This window comes from Modestobacter sp. SSW1-42 (genome assembly GCF_046635825.1).
Lineage (GTDB): Bacteria > Actinomycetota > Actinomycetes > Mycobacteriales > Geodermatophilaceae > Modestobacter.
In genome coordinates, this window is the sequence record NZ_JBISCA010000001.1 from 23,319 (window position 1) to 39,072 (window position 15,754).

General features: G+C 73.4%; 16 protein-coding genes. All 16 read right to left on the minus strand.

Annotated features, from left to right (window positions below; all coding sequences use genetic code 11):
- Positions 1-152: 152 nt before the first annotated feature.
- The 16 genes from ACGBYP_RS00120 to ACGBYP_RS00195 all read right to left on the minus strand — a co-directional run bounded on the left by ACGBYP_RS00120 (position 153) and on the right by ACGBYP_RS00195 (position 15,739).
- Positions 153-407, minus strand: coding sequence for a hypothetical protein (locus tag ACGBYP_RS00120; RefSeq protein ID WP_411581231.1), 255 nt, complete (start codon positions 405-407; stop codon positions 153-155).
- A complete protein-coding gene (locus ACGBYP_RS00125) occupies positions 404-3,709 on the minus strand; it encodes a hypothetical protein (protein ID WP_411581232.1) in 3,306 nt (1,101 codons plus the stop codon). Before ACGBYP_RS00125 ends, ACGBYP_RS00120 begins: the two co-directional genes overlap by 4 nt.
- Positions 3,690-5,735, minus strand: a complete 2,046-nt coding sequence (flhA, locus tag ACGBYP_RS00130; RefSeq protein WP_411581233.1) for a flagellar biosynthesis protein FlhA — start codon at positions 5,733-5,735, stop codon at positions 3,690-3,692. Before flhA ends, ACGBYP_RS00125 begins: the two co-directional genes overlap by 20 nt.
- A 190-nt stretch (positions 5,736-5,925) precedes the next feature.
- Positions 5,926-7,059 carry a flagellar biosynthesis protein FlhB gene (locus ACGBYP_RS00135; RefSeq protein WP_411581234.1) on the minus strand — a complete coding sequence of 378 codons (1,134 nt, stop codon included), beginning with the start codon at positions 7,057-7,059 and terminating at the stop codon, positions 5,926-5,928.
- A 30-nt stretch (positions 7,060-7,089) separates the two neighbouring features.
- Positions 7,090-7,854 (minus strand): flagellar biosynthetic protein FliR, encoded by a 765-nt coding sequence (gene fliR, locus ACGBYP_RS00140; RefSeq protein ID WP_411581235.1) that lies wholly within the window; start codon positions 7,852-7,854, stop codon positions 7,090-7,092.
- A gap of 7 nt (positions 7,855-7,861) precedes the next feature.
- Positions 7,862-8,137, minus strand: a complete 276-nt coding sequence (gene fliQ, locus ACGBYP_RS00145; RefSeq protein WP_411581236.1) for a flagellar biosynthesis protein FliQ — start codon at positions 8,135-8,137, stop codon at positions 7,862-7,864.
- Positions 8,134-8,967, minus strand: coding sequence for a flagellar type III secretion system pore protein FliP (gene fliP, locus ACGBYP_RS00150; protein WP_411581237.1), 834 nt, complete (start codon positions 8,965-8,967; stop codon positions 8,134-8,136). The genes fliQ and fliP overlap by 4 nt, the downstream gene beginning before the upstream one ends.
- A complete protein-coding gene (locus ACGBYP_RS00155) occupies positions 8,967-9,392 on the minus strand; it encodes a FliO/MopB family protein (RefSeq protein ID WP_411581238.1) in 426 nt (141 codons plus the stop codon). The genes fliP and ACGBYP_RS00155 overlap by 1 nt, the downstream gene beginning before the upstream one ends.
- On the minus strand, positions 9,389-10,129 hold the full coding sequence (fliN, locus tag ACGBYP_RS00160) for a flagellar motor switch protein FliN (RefSeq protein ID WP_411581239.1): 741 nt from the start codon (positions 10,127-10,129) through the stop codon (positions 9,389-9,391). The genes ACGBYP_RS00155 and fliN overlap by 4 nt, the downstream gene beginning before the upstream one ends.
- Entirely contained in the window at positions 10,126-11,100 is a 975-nt protein-coding gene (locus ACGBYP_RS00165; protein ID WP_411581240.1) for a flagellar motor switch protein FliM, read from the minus strand. The genes fliN and ACGBYP_RS00165 overlap by 4 nt, the downstream gene beginning before the upstream one ends.
- A gap of 190 nt (positions 11,101-11,290) precedes the next feature.
- The gene (fliL, locus tag ACGBYP_RS00170; RefSeq protein WP_411581241.1) at positions 11,291-11,776 is read right to left on the minus strand and encodes a flagellar basal body-associated protein FliL; all 486 of its coding nucleotides are present in this window, start codon (positions 11,774-11,776) and stop codon (positions 11,291-11,293) included.
- A complete protein-coding gene (locus ACGBYP_RS00175; RefSeq protein ID WP_411581242.1) occupies positions 11,773-12,789 on the minus strand; it encodes a flagellar motor protein MotB in 1,017 nt (338 codons plus the stop codon). Before ACGBYP_RS00175 ends, fliL begins: the two co-directional genes overlap by 4 nt.
- Complete coding sequence (locus tag ACGBYP_RS00180; protein WP_411581243.1) at positions 12,786-13,556, minus strand: motility protein A; 771 nt, start codon at positions 13,554-13,556, stop codon at positions 12,786-12,788. The genes ACGBYP_RS00175 and ACGBYP_RS00180 overlap by 4 nt, the downstream gene beginning before the upstream one ends.
- A gap of 3 nt (positions 13,557-13,559) precedes the next feature.
- A complete protein-coding gene (locus ACGBYP_RS00185) occupies positions 13,560-13,847 on the minus strand; it encodes a flagellar FlbD family protein (RefSeq protein WP_411581244.1) in 288 nt (95 codons plus the stop codon).
- A 131-nt stretch (positions 13,848-13,978) separates the two neighbouring features.
- Positions 13,979-15,199, minus strand: coding sequence for a flagellar hook protein FlgE (locus ACGBYP_RS00190; protein ID WP_411581245.1), 1,221 nt, complete (start codon positions 15,197-15,199; stop codon positions 13,979-13,981).
- A gap of 66 nt (positions 15,200-15,265) precedes the next feature.
- Complete coding sequence (locus tag ACGBYP_RS00195; RefSeq protein WP_411581246.1) at positions 15,266-15,739, minus strand: flagellar hook assembly protein FlgD; 474 nt, start codon at positions 15,737-15,739, stop codon at positions 15,266-15,268.
- Positions 15,740-15,754: the final 15 nt, after the last annotated feature.

Sequence of the window (15,754 nt, forward strand, 5' to 3'; positions counted from 1 at the left end):
GAACCGCAGCGTCCACCAGCCGATCGTGGCCAGCAACGCGTCCCGGCGGACGCGATCTGTGGAGGAGGAACCCGCCGTGTGCGCTGCGGCCGGGTTGCGCGCGCCACCACCCCGCCCGAGCGCACGCCGTGGCGCAGGGCGCGCCGCGGTGGTCAGGCGGTCGGGGCGGGCTCGCCCTCGGCGGCTTCCGCGGGGACCGGGGCGGGCTTCCTGGCGGGCTTGACCGGCGCCGGCGGGGTGCTCGCCCAGCGCACCAGGGCCACCACCGCCCACCCCGCGGCCAGGCACCACAGCAGCCGGCTGAGGACGTCGTCGGCGGTGAAGTCCCCGCGCAGCGCCAGCAGGAACACCGGGACGGCCAGCACGAAGCCGGTCACCACGACGTCCCACCGGAACGGGCTGGTCATGCGTCCATCTCCTCCAGGCGCTCGCACAGCAGGGAGGCCCAGCGGTGGGCGGTGGCCCGGGCGCCGTCGACCAGCGCGACCGGGACGTCGACGTGCCCGAGGACGGCGGCCGGGTCGGCGGTGGCGTCGGTGTCGGAGACGATGACGGCGTCGACGCGGGGGAGCGCGTCCAGCCACGGCACGAGGTCCTCGGGCTTGCGCGTGGAGTCCATGACCGCCCACACGGTGGCCGGGGTCCAGACCGAGAGCATGTGCTCCAGCCACGGCCCACCGGAGGTGCGCAGCGGGGCGTCGACGGCCACGATCGTGACCGTCTCGGTCGTCGCGGCGCGGCGACGCTCGAGCGCGGTCTCCAGCGAGGTGATCCGGCTGGAGGCCGGGGCCAGGCCGGACAGCGCGCCGGCGGCGGCCCACTGCACGTCCTCGGGCTCCAGGCGCAGCGACAGCGCCAGCGACCGGGCCGCGGCGAAGGTCTCCGCACCCGGGCCGACGACCATGATCACGTCGCCGGGCTCGGCCAGCACGTAGGGCGCGGCGGGCAGGTGGTCGGTCAGCGTCCGGGTCAGGGCCGCGTAGACGCCGTGGGCGGCGGCGTCGGCGGAGAAGTCCGGGCCGAGCATGATGTCGGGGACGCCGAGGGTGAGCAGCCGGAGTTCCAGCTCCTCCGGGCCGGTCATCGCGAACGGGGCCAGCGCACTGGACGGCGCGGGCACCAGCTGGTGGACGGTGGCCAGCCGGTCACCGGCCTCCCCGGAGGACGCCGGCGCACCGATCGCCGGCGCACCGATCGAGGACAGGGTCGGGGACGAGACCGCGGGGGACACGCGCGGGCGCAGAGCCACCGCGGGCCGGGACGCGGGCACCGGCGGTCGGCCGCGGCGCACCGGCGGCACCGCGGGCCGGGAGCCGCTGCCCAGGGCACGCGGCGGCGTCAGGGACAGCGCCGGCATCATCCGGGTCGCGTCCAGCGGCAGCGGTGCCGGGTCGCTGGCGGTCCGGGCCAGCGTCACCGGGACGGCGGCGCGCTGGGCCGGCGCCTCGGCCTGCCGCGGCTGGAGGGGGCGGACCTCCTCGGCCGGGGACTCGTCGACGACGACGGCGTCCACGACCATGTTCTGGGCAGCGGCGGCCTGGGCGGCCCGCTGGGCGACCCGGGCGTCGCTGGCGTACGCCGTGCCCCACGGGGCCTCCACCCGGTACGAGCCGGTGTCGTAGGCGCTGGGCTCGGTCGTGGCGCAGGCCCACGGCTGCGGGACGTCGCGCACGCGGTCCTCGGCGAGCGCGTCGGGGAAGCGGTGCCGGCCGCGACCGGACCCGTTGGCCGCCAGCACCTCCTCGAGCAGGTCGGCGAGCTCCTCGTCGGCGTTGCGCACCGACTCGACCATGGACAGCGTCGGCTCGGCCTCGGCCCGCGCGGCCAGGGCGGCAGCCTCGACCCGCACAGCCTCGGCGGCCTCCGCCTCGGCCCGCAGCCGGGCAGCCTCGACCCGGACGGCCTCGGCGTGCGCGGCCTCGAGCCGGGCGGCCTCAAGGCGGGCGGCCTCGACGCGCGCGGCCTCGATGCGGGCGGCCTCCGCGCGGACTGCCTCGAGGCGGGCGACCTCGACGCTCGCGGCCTCGATGCGAGCGGCCTCGATGCGAGCGGCCTCGATGCGAGCGGCCTCGGCGGCCTCCGCCTCGGCCTGCAGCCGGGCAGCCTCGACCCGGGCGGCCTCGGCACGAACGGCTTCGATGCGAGCGGCTTCGATGCGAGCGGCTTCGATGCGAGCGGCTTCGATGCGAGCGGCCTCGGCGGCCTCCGCCTCGGCCTGCAGCCGGGCGGCCTCGGCGGCGGCTTCGGCCTGCAGCTGGGCCTCCTCGACCCGGGCAGCCTCGGCAGCGGCCTCGGCCGCGAGTCGGGCGGCCTCGATGCGCGCGGCCTCGGCGGCCTCGGCCTCGGCCTGGCGGCGGGCGGCCTCGGCGGCCTCCGCCTGCAGCCGGGCGGCCTCGGCCCGGGCGGCCTCGACCCGAGCAGCCTCCAGGCGCTCGGCCTCGACGCGGGCAGCTTCCAGGCGCTCGGCCTCGACGCGGGCAGCCTCCAGGCGCGCCGCCTCCAGCCGGGCGGCCTCGATGCGCTCGACCTCGAGGCGGGCCGCCTCCAGGCGCTCGGCCTCGATGCGGGCCGCCTCGACTCGGGCGGCCTCGACGCGGGCCGCCTCGAGACGCTCGGCCTCCAGACGCTCGGCCTCGAGACGCTCGGCCTCCAGGCGGGCGGCCTCCTCGGCCTCGGCCTGCAGGCGGGCGGCTTCGGCCTCGGCGGCGACGGCGGCGGCAGCAGCCGCCTCGGCGGCGGCGCGGGTCCGGGCGGCCTCGGTGCGGGCGGCCTCCACCCGGGCGCTCTCGGCGGCAGCGGCCTGGGCCTGCTGACGCGCGGCCTCGGCGGCGGCGGCCTCGACCCGGGCGGCGGCGGCGCGGGCCACCTCGGCCGCGGCGGCCTCGACGGCCGCAGCCTCCGCGGCGGCGACGGCGGCCTTCGTGGCGGCGGCCTCCTCGGCGGCGGCTGCGGTCTCGGCGGCCTCCTCCGCGGCGGCCTGGACGGGGCTGGAAGCCACCATCCGGGTCAGCGCGGCGGCGAACGGGGAGGGCCGCGCGGGCTCCTCGACGGCCGGCTCGGCCGCCGGGCGCTGGGCCCGGAGCTCCTCCGCCGACAGCATCAGGGTGGCCTTGGCCGGGGCGAACGGCCTGGGCTCGGCGCCGCGCCGACCGGCGGCCGGGCCGGCGGTGCGGCCGGGGGTGCGGGGGGACCGGCTCGGCGCCGGCTCGTCGATCCACTCGTCGACCCACTCGGGGGCAGCGGCCCGCGACGGGGCAGCGGCGGCCCGCGTGGCGGCGGCGGCCCGGGCGGGGGCGGGGATCCGATCGGCAGCGATCCGGTCGGCCGCGAGGGCGCGGGCGGTCACCGGCCGGCGGGCGGACTCGGCCGTGGCCGCGGAGCTGCCGGCCCGGTCGTAGAGCGCGACGTCGGGCGCCTGGGGGGCCACGGCGCCGAGCAGCTCGGCGAGCTCGGCCATCCGGTCGTCCAGGGACGGCGCGGCGGCGGCCCGGGGTGCGCGGGCGGCGTCCTCCGGCGCACGGGCGGGCGCTGCGGCCTCGGCCCTGGCGACCTCCACCTCGGCGATGTACCGCTCGTTGGTGAAGAACCCGAACATCCCGCCGGAACGGATGCGACGCACCCCGACGACTCGGGCCGAGGGCCCGAACTGCTCACGCGCGGCGGCGATGGCCTCGTCACGCGTGGCGGCCTCAACGGACTGCGTAGGCACCGCTCACCACTCCCAGCGACTCGATCTGCGCTGTGCGGGACACCTCGTTGTACGAGATGACCGACAGCCGGGGCAGGACCTGGCGGACCAGGCGGGACAGTGCAGCGCGGACCTGCGGGGAGCAGACCAGCACGGGGGAGAGGTTCAGCCGCTCGGCGTCCTCGAGGAGGTCGGTGCAGCCGCGGACCAGGACGTCGACGGTGTGCCCGTCGAGCGCCAGCACCTGGCCGCCCTCGGTCTGCCGCACCGACTCCAGGAGCCGCTGCTCGAACGACGGGTCCAGCGTGATGACGTGCAGCCGCTCGTCCTCGGTGACGTAGGGGTGGCTGATCGCGCCACCGAGCGCGGTGCGCACGGCCTCGACCAGGCCGTCCAGGTCGGTGGAGACCTTGGCCCGCAGCGACAGCGCCTCGAAGATGCGCACCAGGTCGCGGATGGAGACGCCCTCGTCCAGCAGCGCCTGCAGGACCTGCTGCACCTGACCGAGGCTGAGCAGCGCCGGGGTGAGCTCGTCGACGACGGCGGGGTGCGAGCGGCGGACCATCTCCACCAGCACCTTGACGTCCTCGCGGCCCAGCAGGGCGGAGGCGTTCTGGCGGACGACCTCGGCCAGGTGCGTGGTGATGACCGAGGAGCGGTCGACCACCGTCGCGCCGGCCATCTCGGCCTGCCGCTGCAGCTCGGCCGGCACCCACTTGGCGGCCAGCCCGAAGACCGGCTCGCGGGTGGCCTTGCCGGGCAGCCCGTCGAGGTGGTCGCCGATGGCGAGCACGGTGCCGGCCGGGGACGACCCCTTGGCCGCCGGGACGCCGTTGAGCCAGATGACGTACTGCGAGGCGGGCAGGTCGAGGTTGTCGCGGGTGCGCACCAGCGGGATGACCAGGCCGGTCTCCATGGCGACCTTGCGGCGCAGGGCCTTGACCCGGTCCAGCAGGTCGCCGCCGCGGGCGGTGTCGACCAGCTCGACCAGGTCGAAGGCGACCTCCAGCTCCAGCGGGTCGACCCGCATCCGGTCGGCGATGGCCTCGGGGGAGTCCGGCTGGGCCTCGGCGGGCTCGAGCTCCTTGGCGGCGGCCTCGTCCTCGTCGACCTCGGGCTTCTCGGTCAGCCGGCTGGCGGCGAGGAGGAAGAGCCCACCGATCAGGAGGAAGGGCAGCTTGGGCAGGCCGGGGATCAGGCACAGGGCGATCGAGGCGATGCCGGCGATGCGCACCGGCTGCTTGTTGCGGCCCAGCTGGGCGAGCAGGTCGCTGCCCATGTCGCCCTGGGCGGCCGAGCGGGTGACGATGAGGCCGGTCGCGGTGGAGATGAGCAGCGCGGGGATCTGCGAGACCAGACCGTCGCCGACGCTGAGCAGCGAGTAGGTGGAGACGGCCTCGCCGGGGCTCATCCCGCGCTGCATGACCCCGATGGCGAACCCGCCGATGAGGTTGATCAGCGTGACGATGATCGCCGCGATGGCGTCGCCCTTGACGAACTTGCTGGCACCGTCCATCGAGCCGTAGAAGTCGGCCTCGGCGGTGACCTCCATGCGGCGTTTGCGCGCCTGGGCCTCGTTGATCAGGCCGGCGTTGAGGTCGGCGTCGATGGCCATCTGCTTGCCGGGCAGCGCATCGAGGGTGAACCGGGCCCCGACCTCGGCGACGCGGCCGGCACCGTTGGTGATGACCACGAACTGGATGATCGTCAGGATGATGAAGATGACCAGGCCGACGATCAGCGAGCCGCCGATCACGAAGTGCCCGAAGGCCTCGATGACCTTGCCGGCGTAGCCGTCGCTGAGCACCAGGCGGGTGGAGGAGACGTTCAGCGCCAGCCGCAGCAGGGTGGCGATCAGCACCAGCGACGGGAAGATCGCGAAGTCCAGCGGCCGCTTGATGTTCATCGAGACCAGCAGGATCAGCAGCGACGCGGCGATGTTGAAGCCGAGCAGCAGGTCCAGCACGGGGGCCGGCAGCGGGACGACGAGCATCAGCACGATCGACACGACGCCGACGGGGACGGCTGCCTTGGTCAGCTTGCCCACGAGACCTCGTTCCTGTGCGGATGGCGAACCGGTGCGGGTGGTGCGCCGGTGCGCTCCTCACCGACCTTCTCGGCAGCCCCGGGAACGGTCCGTACCGCTGCACCCGGCGCACGGACCGTGCACGCACCTCTGGCCCCACCCGCTCCGCCGGCCCCAGCCGGACGGTGCGCGTGGGGCGCGGGTCACCTCCTCAGCGCCGGCGGCCGGCCTTGGGCAGCCCCTCCAGGACGGGCGCCTCGAAGCCGGGGCGGTGCATCCCGCCGCGCACGCCCTTCGCCGACAGGTGCATGACGAAGGCCAGCACGCGGGCGACGGCGGTGAACAGCTGCGCGGGCACCTCCTGGCCGATCTCGCACGAGCCGTGCAGGGCACGGGCCAGCGGGACGTCCTGGACCATCGGCACCCGGCACTCCTCGGCGCGGGCGCGCAGCTTGGCCGCCACCTCGCCGGCGCCCTTGGCGACGACCCGGGGAGCGCCCTTGAGCGGGTCGTACTTCAGCGCCACCGCCACGTGCGTGGGGTTGACCAGCAGCACGTCGGCGTCGGCGATCTCGGCCATCATCCGGTTGCGTGACATCGCCATCTGGGTCGCCCGGCGCTGCGCCTTCACGTGCGGGTCGCCCTCGGACTGCTTGTGCTCCTGCTTGATCTCGGTGTGGCTCATCTTGAGCTGCTTCATCATCTTCTTGCGGACGACGACGTAGTCGGCGATCGCGATGCTCAGGCCGGTGATGCCCACGACCCGGAACATCAGCACCGCCGAGTCGCAGAACGTGCGGGTGACCTCCGACAGCGGCAGCGCGCCGGAGGCCGAGACGAGCTCTTGCGCCTTGTCCGAGGTGACGACGATGACGACGGTCAGCGCGATCGTCTTGATGATCGCCTTGACCGCCTCCCACAGGCCCTGGGTGCCGAACATCCGCTTGATCCCGGGGAACGGGTTCAGCTTCTTCAGCGTCGGCTTCATGCTCTTGGTCGCGAAGGTGACCCCGCCCTGGGCGGCCGAGGAGAGCGTGCCGATCAGCATCATGCCCAGCGCCATCGGGAGCAGGGCGATCAGGAAGACGCTCAGCGCCTGGCCGAGCAGCGCCGAGATGGCGGCCGGCTCCGGGTTGCCGGCGATCGCCCCGATCTGCACGAACAGGGTCTGCACCTCGTGGAAGGCCTTCTCGACCAGCATCGGCAGCAGCACGCTCGCCGCCGCCGTCCCGAGCCAGGTGCCCAGCTCCTGGGTGCGTGGGATCTGGCCTTCCTTGCGGGCCTTCTTGAGCTTCTGGGGTGTCGGCTTCTCTGTCTTCTCCCCGCCGGGCCCGTCCTTGGCCATCAGTCACCTCCCCTCGGGTGCGCGGTCACGTCAGCTGCCCTCGAGCGAGGTCATCGCCCGGAGCGCGGTGTCCATCAGGGCGTCGAGCGCCGGCGGGAGCAGCGGGAAGGTCAGGCCGAGCAGGGTCAGCGAGATCATGATCTTGACCGGGAAGCCGAGCGCGAAGATGTTCAGCGCCGGCGCCGCCTTCGACAGCAGCGCCAGGGCGACGTCGGCCAGCAGCAGCACGGCGACCAGCGGGCCGGCGATCTGCAGGGCCGCCAGGAACATCATCGAGAAGGCGGTGAGCAGCGTCGGGCCGAGCTGGTCGGCGGGCAGCGCGCCGCCCAGCGGCAGGCCCTCGTAGGAGGTCACGAAGCCGCGGACCAGCAGCAGGTGTGCGCCGCTGGTGAACATGAGCGTGATCGCCAGCAGGTAGTGCAGCCGCCCGATCACGCCCTGCGTGCTCAGCGACAGCGGGTCGTAGGCCGGCTGCAGCGAGAAGCCGCCGGTCACGTCGATGATGTCGCCGGCCAGCTGCACGGCGGTGAAGAACACCTGGACGATGAAGCCCAGCGCCGCGCCGATGACCGCCTCGGTGAGCACCGTGACGACCAGGAACCCGGCGGTGATCTCGGGCATCGTGTCGACCAGGTGCGGGAAGGCCACCAGCGACAGCGCCAGCGCGAGCGCGCCCTTGGCCGGGGCCGGGATGCTGCCGGAGTTGAACGGCGGGGCCATGACGATGAACCCGGTGGCCCGCACGGTGGCGAGCAGCAGGGCCGCCAGGGTCGCCGAGGGGACCTGCAGGTCCACCCTGGCCTCAGCTCTTGCCGAGCAACCGCGGCAGTGACTCGAACAGCTGATGGGTGAAGGAGACCAGCTCCGACAGCACCCAGTTGCCGGTCACCAGCAGCGCGATGGCCACCGCGATCATCTTCGGCACAAACGACAGGGTCGGTTCCTGGATCTGGGTCGCCGCCTGGAACAGCGAGATCATGAAGCCCACGAGCAGGGCGGTCAGCAGGACCGGGGCGGCCACCTTGGCCCCGACGATCATCGTCTGGGTGGCGATCTCGGTGACGTCCGCGTCGCTCATGCGTACGACCCCACCAACGCCGTGGCGATCAGCGACCAGCCGTCGACCACCACGAACAGCAGCAGCTTGAACGGCAGCGACACGATCGTGGGCGGCACCATCATCATGCCCATCGCCATCAGCGCGGCGCTGACCAGCATGTCCAGCACCAGGAACGGGATGAACACGACCAGCCCGATGATGAAGGCGCTCTTGAGCTCCGACAGCACGAACGCCGGCACCAGGGTCAGCATGCTCACCGACGCCTCGTCGGCCGGCCGTTCCTCGCCCGACAGCCCGATCATGAGCTTGAGCTCGTCGTCGCGGGTGTTGTCCAGCAGGAAGGTCTTCAACGGCGCGGAGCCGGCGTCGTAGGCGGCCGAGGCGCTCATCCCGCCGTCCAGGTAGGGCTGCACGGCGACCTCGTTGATGTCGCCGAACACCGGGCCCATCACGAAGATCGTCAGGAACAGCGCGATCCCGGTCAGCACCTGGTTCGGCGGCGAGGTGGGCAGGCCCAGTGCGTTGCGGGTCAGCGCCAGCACCACGAGGATCTTGGTGAACGAGGTCACCAGCAGCAGCGCCGACGGTGCGATCGACAGCACGGTGATCGCCAGGATCAGGGTGACCGCGCTGCTGGGGCTGTCGCCGCCGATGGAGATGTCCAGCCCGCCGCCGTCCACGACGGGGGCGACCGGCGCGGTGGGCGCGGTGGGCGCCACGGGTGCGGCCAGGGCCGGTCCGGCGAGGGCGAACAGGGCACCGCTGACGGCCAGCATGAGCAGCGGCATCAGCCAGCCGAGGCGGCGGAGCCGGGCCCCGGCGATCGGCACGCGCAGCGCGGTGGCCATCAGTGCCGCACCGTCCGCTCGCGCAGCTCCTGCACGACCGACGTCCAGGTGCTCTTGTCCAGGACCGAGCCGGCCAGCGCGCCGTGGCCCGTGGGCACCGGCATCCGCCGGGTGACCGGCGCCCGGTCGGCGTCCTCGGTGACCTCGAGGGGCCGCAGCTGGGCGGCCAGCGCGGTCTGCAGCTCCTCGTCCTCGACCTCGGCCAGCAGCGTGACCTGCTCCTCGGTCGAGCCGACGACCAGCACCCGGCCGGCCACGCGCAGCACCGAGACGGTGCTGGTGCGGCCCATCCGCTGACGGGCGACGACCTCGATGACGCCGGTGGCGCCGCCGAGCCCGCGCTTCTTCGCCAGCTTGCTCGCGTAGAGCAGCACCGCGGCGATGAAGCCCAGGCACAGCACCAGGCGGATGATCATCCAGGTCATGCGCCCGGCGTCCCGTACTCGCCGGAGTCGGTCACGATCTCGCTGATCCGCAGCCCGAAGTCCTCGTCGACCACGACGATCTCGCCGCGGGCGATGAGCGTGCCGTTGACCAGCAGGTCGGCCGGTGCGCCGGCGGCGCGGTCGAGCTCGATGACCTCACCGGGGTGCAGCGAGAGCAGCTCGGAGACCGTCATCCGCGTGCGGCCGATCTCGACGGTGACCTCCATGGCCACGTTGCGCAGCAGGTCCAGGCTGCCGCGCCGCTCCCGCGGGCGGGGGAGGGTCACCTGCAGCGCGAGGGTCGCGCAGATCTCGCTGCCCTGCAGCAGCGGGACGGCGAGGAAGACGCCCTTGTCGCGCAGGCCGTCCAGCGCCGGGACGACGTCCTCGACCCGCTCGGCGGCGACGCGGACCTTGCCCAGGGCGGCGGCGGCGGCCTCCAGCGCGGGGCGCAGCGCCGTGGCGACGTCCATCGCGCCGACCGGGGAGTTGGTCAGCGCGCTGACGATCTCCTCGGAGAGCACGAGCACGATGTCGCCGCTGACCTCGCCGCCGAGCGCGGCGGTGACGGCCCCACCGGGGGCCGGGGGCAGCGGGACGGCCTCCGGGTCGGCGACGGCGTCGCCGGCGCGCAGGTCCAGCTCGGCCGGCATGGCTGCCGCCGCGGCCTGCGCGGCGGCGGCGACCGCGGCGGCGATGGTGTCGGAGTCGGACGAGGTGCCGAAGGCGGTGGTCATGCGTGGTCCTTTGCGCCGGTTCCGGTGTCGGGGACGATCTCGGCGGCCAGACGGCGCCGGTGGTTGCTGGGGAGGGCGTGGGCGAAGATCACGTCGTTGGTCGTGACCTCCAGCGGGCTGTCCTGCGAGTGACGCAGCAGCAGGACGTCGCCCTCGGCCAGCGACAAGAGGTCGCCCGAGGGGACCTCGATGGGGTTGAACCGGACGCTGACGTCGACGGGGACGTCGTTGAGCCGCTCGGTCAGCGCCTCGAACGCCCGCTGCCGCTTGTGCCGCGCGGACTCCGACAGCTGCGGGGACGCGGCGTTGGTCAGCGACGCGGCGAAGGAGGAGAACGGCAGCACGAGGGTGGCCTCGGGCTCGCGCTCGCCGATGCGCAGGCTGTAGGTGGCGACCATCACGGTCTCCGACCCCGCGGCCGCCTGGGCCAGCTGGGGGTTGTACTCGACGCCGTCGAGGACCGGCTGGACCGGCGTGATGTGCGCGAACGCCTCGCCCAGCTCGCCGAGCAGCCGCTCGAGGAGGTGGCCGGTGATGGCGCTCTCCATGCCGGTCATCGGCCGGACGGGCTGATCGCCCTCGCCGGAGCCGCCGAGCATGTGGTCGACGATCGCCATCGCCGTCTCCAGCGGGTAGGCGAGCACCCCCTTGCCGGCCAGCGGCTCGAGGGTGAAGACCGCCAGGAAGTAGGACGGCGGGAGGGTCTGGACGTAGTCGTCGTAGGAGAACTGCTCGATGCCGACGAGCTCCATCCGGGCCCCGGTGCGCAGCATCGAGGTCAGGGTGGTCGTCGCCTGGCGGGCGAAGGCCTCCTGCGCGATCTGCAGGATGCGGACGTGCTCACGGGAGAGCTTCGTCGGCCGGCGGAAGTCGTACGTGCGCGGTACGCGACGGCGCGAGCGCCCCTGGCCCTCCGGGCTCCGGGGGGCAGGGACGCTGGGCGCGTCGGCCGCGATGTCGGACAGGCTCACGCATGTCCTCATCGGCGGGGGGCGCGGGGACCCTGACCGCCGGGCCCAGCCGGTGCCGGGAGAACCGGCACCGGCTGGGGCGGGAGCGCCCCGGTGGGGGCGCTGGGGGTGGAGCGTCAGCTGTGGTGCGTCAGGTGCGGCGCATCAGCTCCGGTGGGACGGACCCCTCGCCGGGGGCGAGGGGGTCCTTTCACTGGGTGACGTAGCTCGTGTACCAGATCTCGTAGACGTCGCCGTGGTAGGCCTCGATGACTGCCTCCTCGAAGTGCGCCTTCATCGCCTCGCGGTTGTTCTGCACGTCGGCCAGGGCCGCGCCGGAGAACTGCGAGATGGCGATGTCCATGGCCTTCGAGCCGTCCGGGGCGGCGGCGGCGCCGTGCCCACCGCCACCGGCGTGCAGGTCGTAGGCGGCCGACATCTGCAGCGTGAACCCCAGCTTGAGGTAGCTGCCCCCGGCGAGGTTGATCGCCACCGGGTCGACGGCCAGCACGACGGTGCCAGCTTCGGGCGCCGGCTCGGCCTCGGCCTCGCCGCTCCCGCTGAACACGAAGAAGTACGCCGCCGCACCGATCGCCAGGACGGCGACCAGCCCGATGATCAGCAGCTTCTTCTTGCCGCCCGGGGCACCTTCCTCGTCCGCGGGCTTGTCGTCCTTCTTGGACTTCTCCTTGCTCATCCGTGGCCTCCCTCGGAGTCGGAGGCGCCGTGACCGGCGTCCTCGGTGGTGCTGTCTGTGGTGGTCTCCTGCGTGTCCGCCGCGGGTGCGGCGCCGCCCTCGGCGGCCGCCTCCAGGCCGGGGAGCAGGGCGTTGGCCCCTGCCGAGGCGGTGGAGGCCACGACGATGTCGACGCGCCGGTTGACGGTCACGAAGTCGGGGTCGGTGTCGGGCACCAGCGGCCGCGTGCTGCCGTAGCCGGCCGCGGACATCCGGTCCTCGGCCAGCCCGTCGGCCTCGGACAGGTGCCGCAGCACCGTCGTCGCGCGGATCGCCGACAGCTCCCAGTTCGAGGGCCACGGGCCGCCGCGGGTGACCGGCAGCGAGTTGGCGTGCCCCTCGATGCGGAGCGGGTTGGGCAGCTCGCCCAGCCCCGGCGCCAGCGCGTCGAGCACGCTCTTGCCCGCGGGCAGCAGGACGGCGGACTCCGGGGCGAAGAGCACCGGGTCGGAGACCACCCGCACCACCAGGCCGCGCTCGTCGATCACGAACTCGGCTGCGCCGGCCTGGCCGGCGGCGGCGACCGCGGCCTCGAGGGCCGCGCGCGCCGCGGCGAGCTCGTCGTAGGCGGCCTTGGCCTCCGCGGCGGTCTGCTGGGCCTGCTGGGCGGCGGCCTCCTCGGCGGCCTTGGCCTCCGCGTCGGTCTGCGCCGTGCCGTCGATGGCGGCCTCCTGGGCCACCTGGACGGGCTTGAGCGGGCTGTCGTTCTCCGTCGGCGCGTCGATGGCGGCACCGTCGTTGAGGATGGTGACCGGCGCGCCGCCGCCCTCGCGGGCGCCCTCGGCGAAGGCGGTGAACTTCGCCGCGTCGATGGAGCTCATCGCGTACAGGACGACGAACAGCACGAACAGCAGCGTCATCATGTCGAAGCCGGAGACCAGCCACCGTTCGTGGTTCTCGTGCTCCTCGTGCTCCTCGTGCTTCTTGCGGCGCCCGCCGTGCCCGCCGTGCCCGTGCCCGCCGGCCTTGCTCATGCCGCCTCGCGCTGCTGCTCACTCGGCGGCACCAGGGAGGTCAGCTTGGCGCGCACGGTGCGCGGGCTGGTGCCCGCCTGGATCTCGGCGATGCCCTCGACGAGGAGCTCCATCTGGGCCGCCTGCAGCGCGCTGATGTAGGTGATCTTGGCGCCCATGGGCAGGAACCAGAAGTTGGCCGCCATGACGCCCCACAGGGTGGCGATGAACGCCGCGGAGACCATCGGGCCCAGCGCCTCGGGGTTGCTCAGGCTCCCCATGACGTTCATCAGGCCGACGATGCAGCCCAGGATGCCGATGGTCGGCGCGTAGCCGCCCATGTTGTTGAAGAACTTCGCGGCGACCTTGTCCTCGGTCTTCTTCGCGGAGATCTCGCCCTCGAGGATGCCGCGCAGGTCCTCGGGGTCGGTGCCGTCGATGCTCATCTGCAGGCCGCGCTTGAGGAACGGGTCCTCGATCTTCTTGACCTCGGCCTCCAGCGCCAGCAGGCCCTCCTTGCGGGCCTTCTCGGCGAGGGTGACCAGGACCTGGATCTGCTCGGTGGCCGGCGGCACCTTGCCCGGCAGCACGGCCATCTTGAACCAGCCGGGGATCTTCTTCAGGTCGCTCATCGCCTGGCTGGCCACGGCCGCGCCGAAGGTCGCGATGATGACCAGGACGATCGCCGGCAGGAAGATCAGCGAGGTCGGGTCGGCGCCTTCGAGGATCATGAAGACGAAGAACGCGATCAGGGAGATCGCGAACCCGATCAGGGTGGCGGGATCCACGGCTCAGCGCTCCTCTCGGCTCGGGAAGGGCACGACCGAGGCGTCCTCGGGGCCCTGCAGGTCGGTGGTGGTCGGCGGGCGGTAGTCCCCGCGGTCCATCTGGAAGGCGACGGCCTGGATGCCGGCCCGGTAGTCGCGGACCTCCCGCACGACCTGGTCGACGGTCTCGGTGACGACGTACTTGGTGTCGTCCCGCAGCGTGACCACGGTGTCGGGGTGGCCCTCCACGCGCTGGATCAGCTCGGCGTTGAGCACGAAGTGCTCGCCGTTGAGGCGCGTCAGACGGATCACGGGGTGGGCTCCTGGGGTCGGGGGCGACGACGGCCGGTGGCGGCGTCGTCGCCGTCGCACTGGTGTCATCGGGAGGTCGTGCGGAGTGCTTGAGCGGCCCGGTCACCCCGGTGGGGTGACCGGGCCGGTCATCAGCGCTTGAGCTGGACCAGGTCCTGGAGGATCTCGTCGGAGGTGGTGATGACGCGGCTGTTGGCCTGGAAGCCGCGCTGGGCGACGATCAGGCCGGTGAACTCCTCGGCCAGGTCGACGTTGGACATCTCCAGCGCGCCGGCGGTGAGGCTGCCGCGCCCGCCGGTGCCGGCGGCACCGATCAGCGGGTTCCCGGCGTTGCCGGCCGCGCGGAAGGAGCTGTTGCCGGCCTTCTCCAGCCCACCGGGGTTGGTGAAGGTGGCCAGCGCGAGCTGGCCGAGGGACTGCTTGAGCCCGTTGGAGTACGAGCCGACGATCGTGCCGTCGCCGCTGAGCGAGTAGCCCTGCAGCACGCCCATCGCCGAGCCGCTGTCCGGCGTGGTCTTGGCGGCGGCGTCGCTCTTGCCGCCGAACTGGGTGAGGTTCCCCAGGTCGACGGTCACCGGCCCGGCCGGCCCGGTCAGCGTGATCGGCGCCTGGCCGGCGGGCAGCGTGCCGTCGGCGTCGAAGGTGAGGGTCCCGGGGGTGGCGGCCAGAGGCGTCTGCGTGCCGCCGTAGGTGTCGACGAACGCGACCGCCCAGGTGTTGTCCGCCGGCTGCTTGGTCATCGTGATGCTGACCGCGTGGGCGTTGCCCAGCGCGTCGTAGACGTTGATCTGCGAGGTGACCGGGGTGGCCGACCCGCCGGCGGACAGGTTGCCGCCGAGCGCGAAGCCGGTCGTCGCCACCGGGGCGAGCACCTGGCCGGAGGGGATGCGCAGGTCGCCGATCGTGCCGTTGACGTCGACGGTGCCGTCGGGCCCGGCGGTCCAGCCCTGCAGCTTGGCGCCGTCGGGGGTGACCAGGTTGCCGACGCCGTCCAGGTCGAAGGAGCCGGCGCGGGTGAACAGGTTCTCGTTGCCCTGCTTGGTGACGAAGAAGCCGTCGCCGCTGATCATGAAGTCGCTGGCGCGGCCGGTGTTCTGGGTGGAGCCCTGGCCGAAGTTGGTGGTGATGCCGGCGACCTTGACGCCGAGGCCGACCTGCGCCGGGTTGGTGCCGGCGGTCTCGCCCTGCGGGGACGAGCCGTTGCGCAGCACCTGGGACAGGGTGTCCTCGAAGACGGTCTGGCTGCCCTTGAAGCCCACGGTGTTGACGTTGGCGATGTTGTTGCCGGCGACGTCGAGCTTGGTCTGGTGGGCGCGCAGGCCGGAGATGGCCGAGAACATGGAACGCAGCATGGGAGGACTCCTCGCGATCGGGGATCGGTGTGGTGGGCGGGCGGACGGCGCCGGGTCAGCGGGTGGTCACGTCGTGCTGGTCGGCGGCGTGCTCGCCGGGGGAGTGGTCGCGGGGGTGTCGACCTCGGGGACGGTGATCTCGGTGATCCGGCCCAGGGGCACGGCCTTGTCCCCGACGATCGCGCGGGGCTCGGAGCCGGTGGCGACGAGCACGGAGGAGACGGCGCCGGTCACGGTGGTCCCGGTGTCGTCGGTGTAGGCGACGTGCTTGCCGACCAGGGCGCCGGCGCTCAGCGAGCGCTGCAGGGTGAGCAGCTCGGCGTTCTGCGCGGCGATCTCCTCGAGCTTCTCCACCTGGGTGAAGGTCGCCGTCTGCGCCATGAACTCGCTGCTGCTGGTCGGGTTGCTCGGGTCCTGGAAGCGCATCTGGGCGACCAGGAGCTTGAGGAAGGTGTCCTTGCCCATCTGGTCGGCGCGGTCGGCGCTGGGGCTGGCGGTCTGCGTCGGGGTGCCGACGGATCCGGTGATCGGGGTGGTCATCGAGCGGCCTCCTGG

Excerpts from the sequence above, each read along its gene's own strand:
- ACGBYP_RS00195 (WP_411581246.1), bottom strand. The coding sequence starts at position 15,739 with ATGACCACCCCGATCACCGGATCCGTCGGCACCCCGACGCAGACCGCC.
- ACGBYP_RS00190 (WP_411581245.1), bottom strand. The coding sequence starts at position 15,199 with ATGCTGCGTTCCATGTTCTCGGCCATCTCCGGCCTGCGCGCCCACCAG.
- fliQ (WP_411581236.1), bottom strand. The coding sequence starts at position 8,137 with ATGAGCGACGCGGACGTCACCGAGATCGCCACCCAGACGATGATCGTC.
- fliN (WP_411581239.1), bottom strand. The coding sequence starts at position 10,129 with ATGACCACCGCCTTCGGCACCTCGTCCGACTCCGACACCATCGCCGCC.
- ACGBYP_RS00175 (WP_411581242.1), bottom strand. The coding sequence starts at position 12,789 with ATGAGCAAGGCCGGCGGGCACGGGCACGGCGGGCACGGCGGGCGCCGC.
- ACGBYP_RS00120 (WP_411581231.1), bottom strand. The coding sequence starts at position 407 with ATGACCAGCCCGTTCCGGTGGGACGTCGTGGTGACCGGCTTCGTGCTG.
- ACGBYP_RS00135 (WP_411581234.1), bottom strand. The coding sequence starts at position 7,059 with ATGGCCAAGGACGGGCCCGGCGGGGAGAAGACAGAGAAGCCGACACCC.
- fliP (WP_411581237.1), bottom strand. The coding sequence starts at position 8,967 with ATGGCCACCGCGCTGCGCGTGCCGATCGCCGGGGCCCGGCTCCGCCGC.
- ACGBYP_RS00155 (WP_411581238.1), bottom strand. The coding sequence starts at position 9,392 with ATGACCTGGATGATCATCCGCCTGGTGCTGTGCCTGGGCTTCATCGCC.
- fliL (WP_411581241.1), bottom strand. The coding sequence starts at position 11,776 with ATGAGCAAGGAGAAGTCCAAGAAGGACGACAAGCCCGCGGACGAGGAA.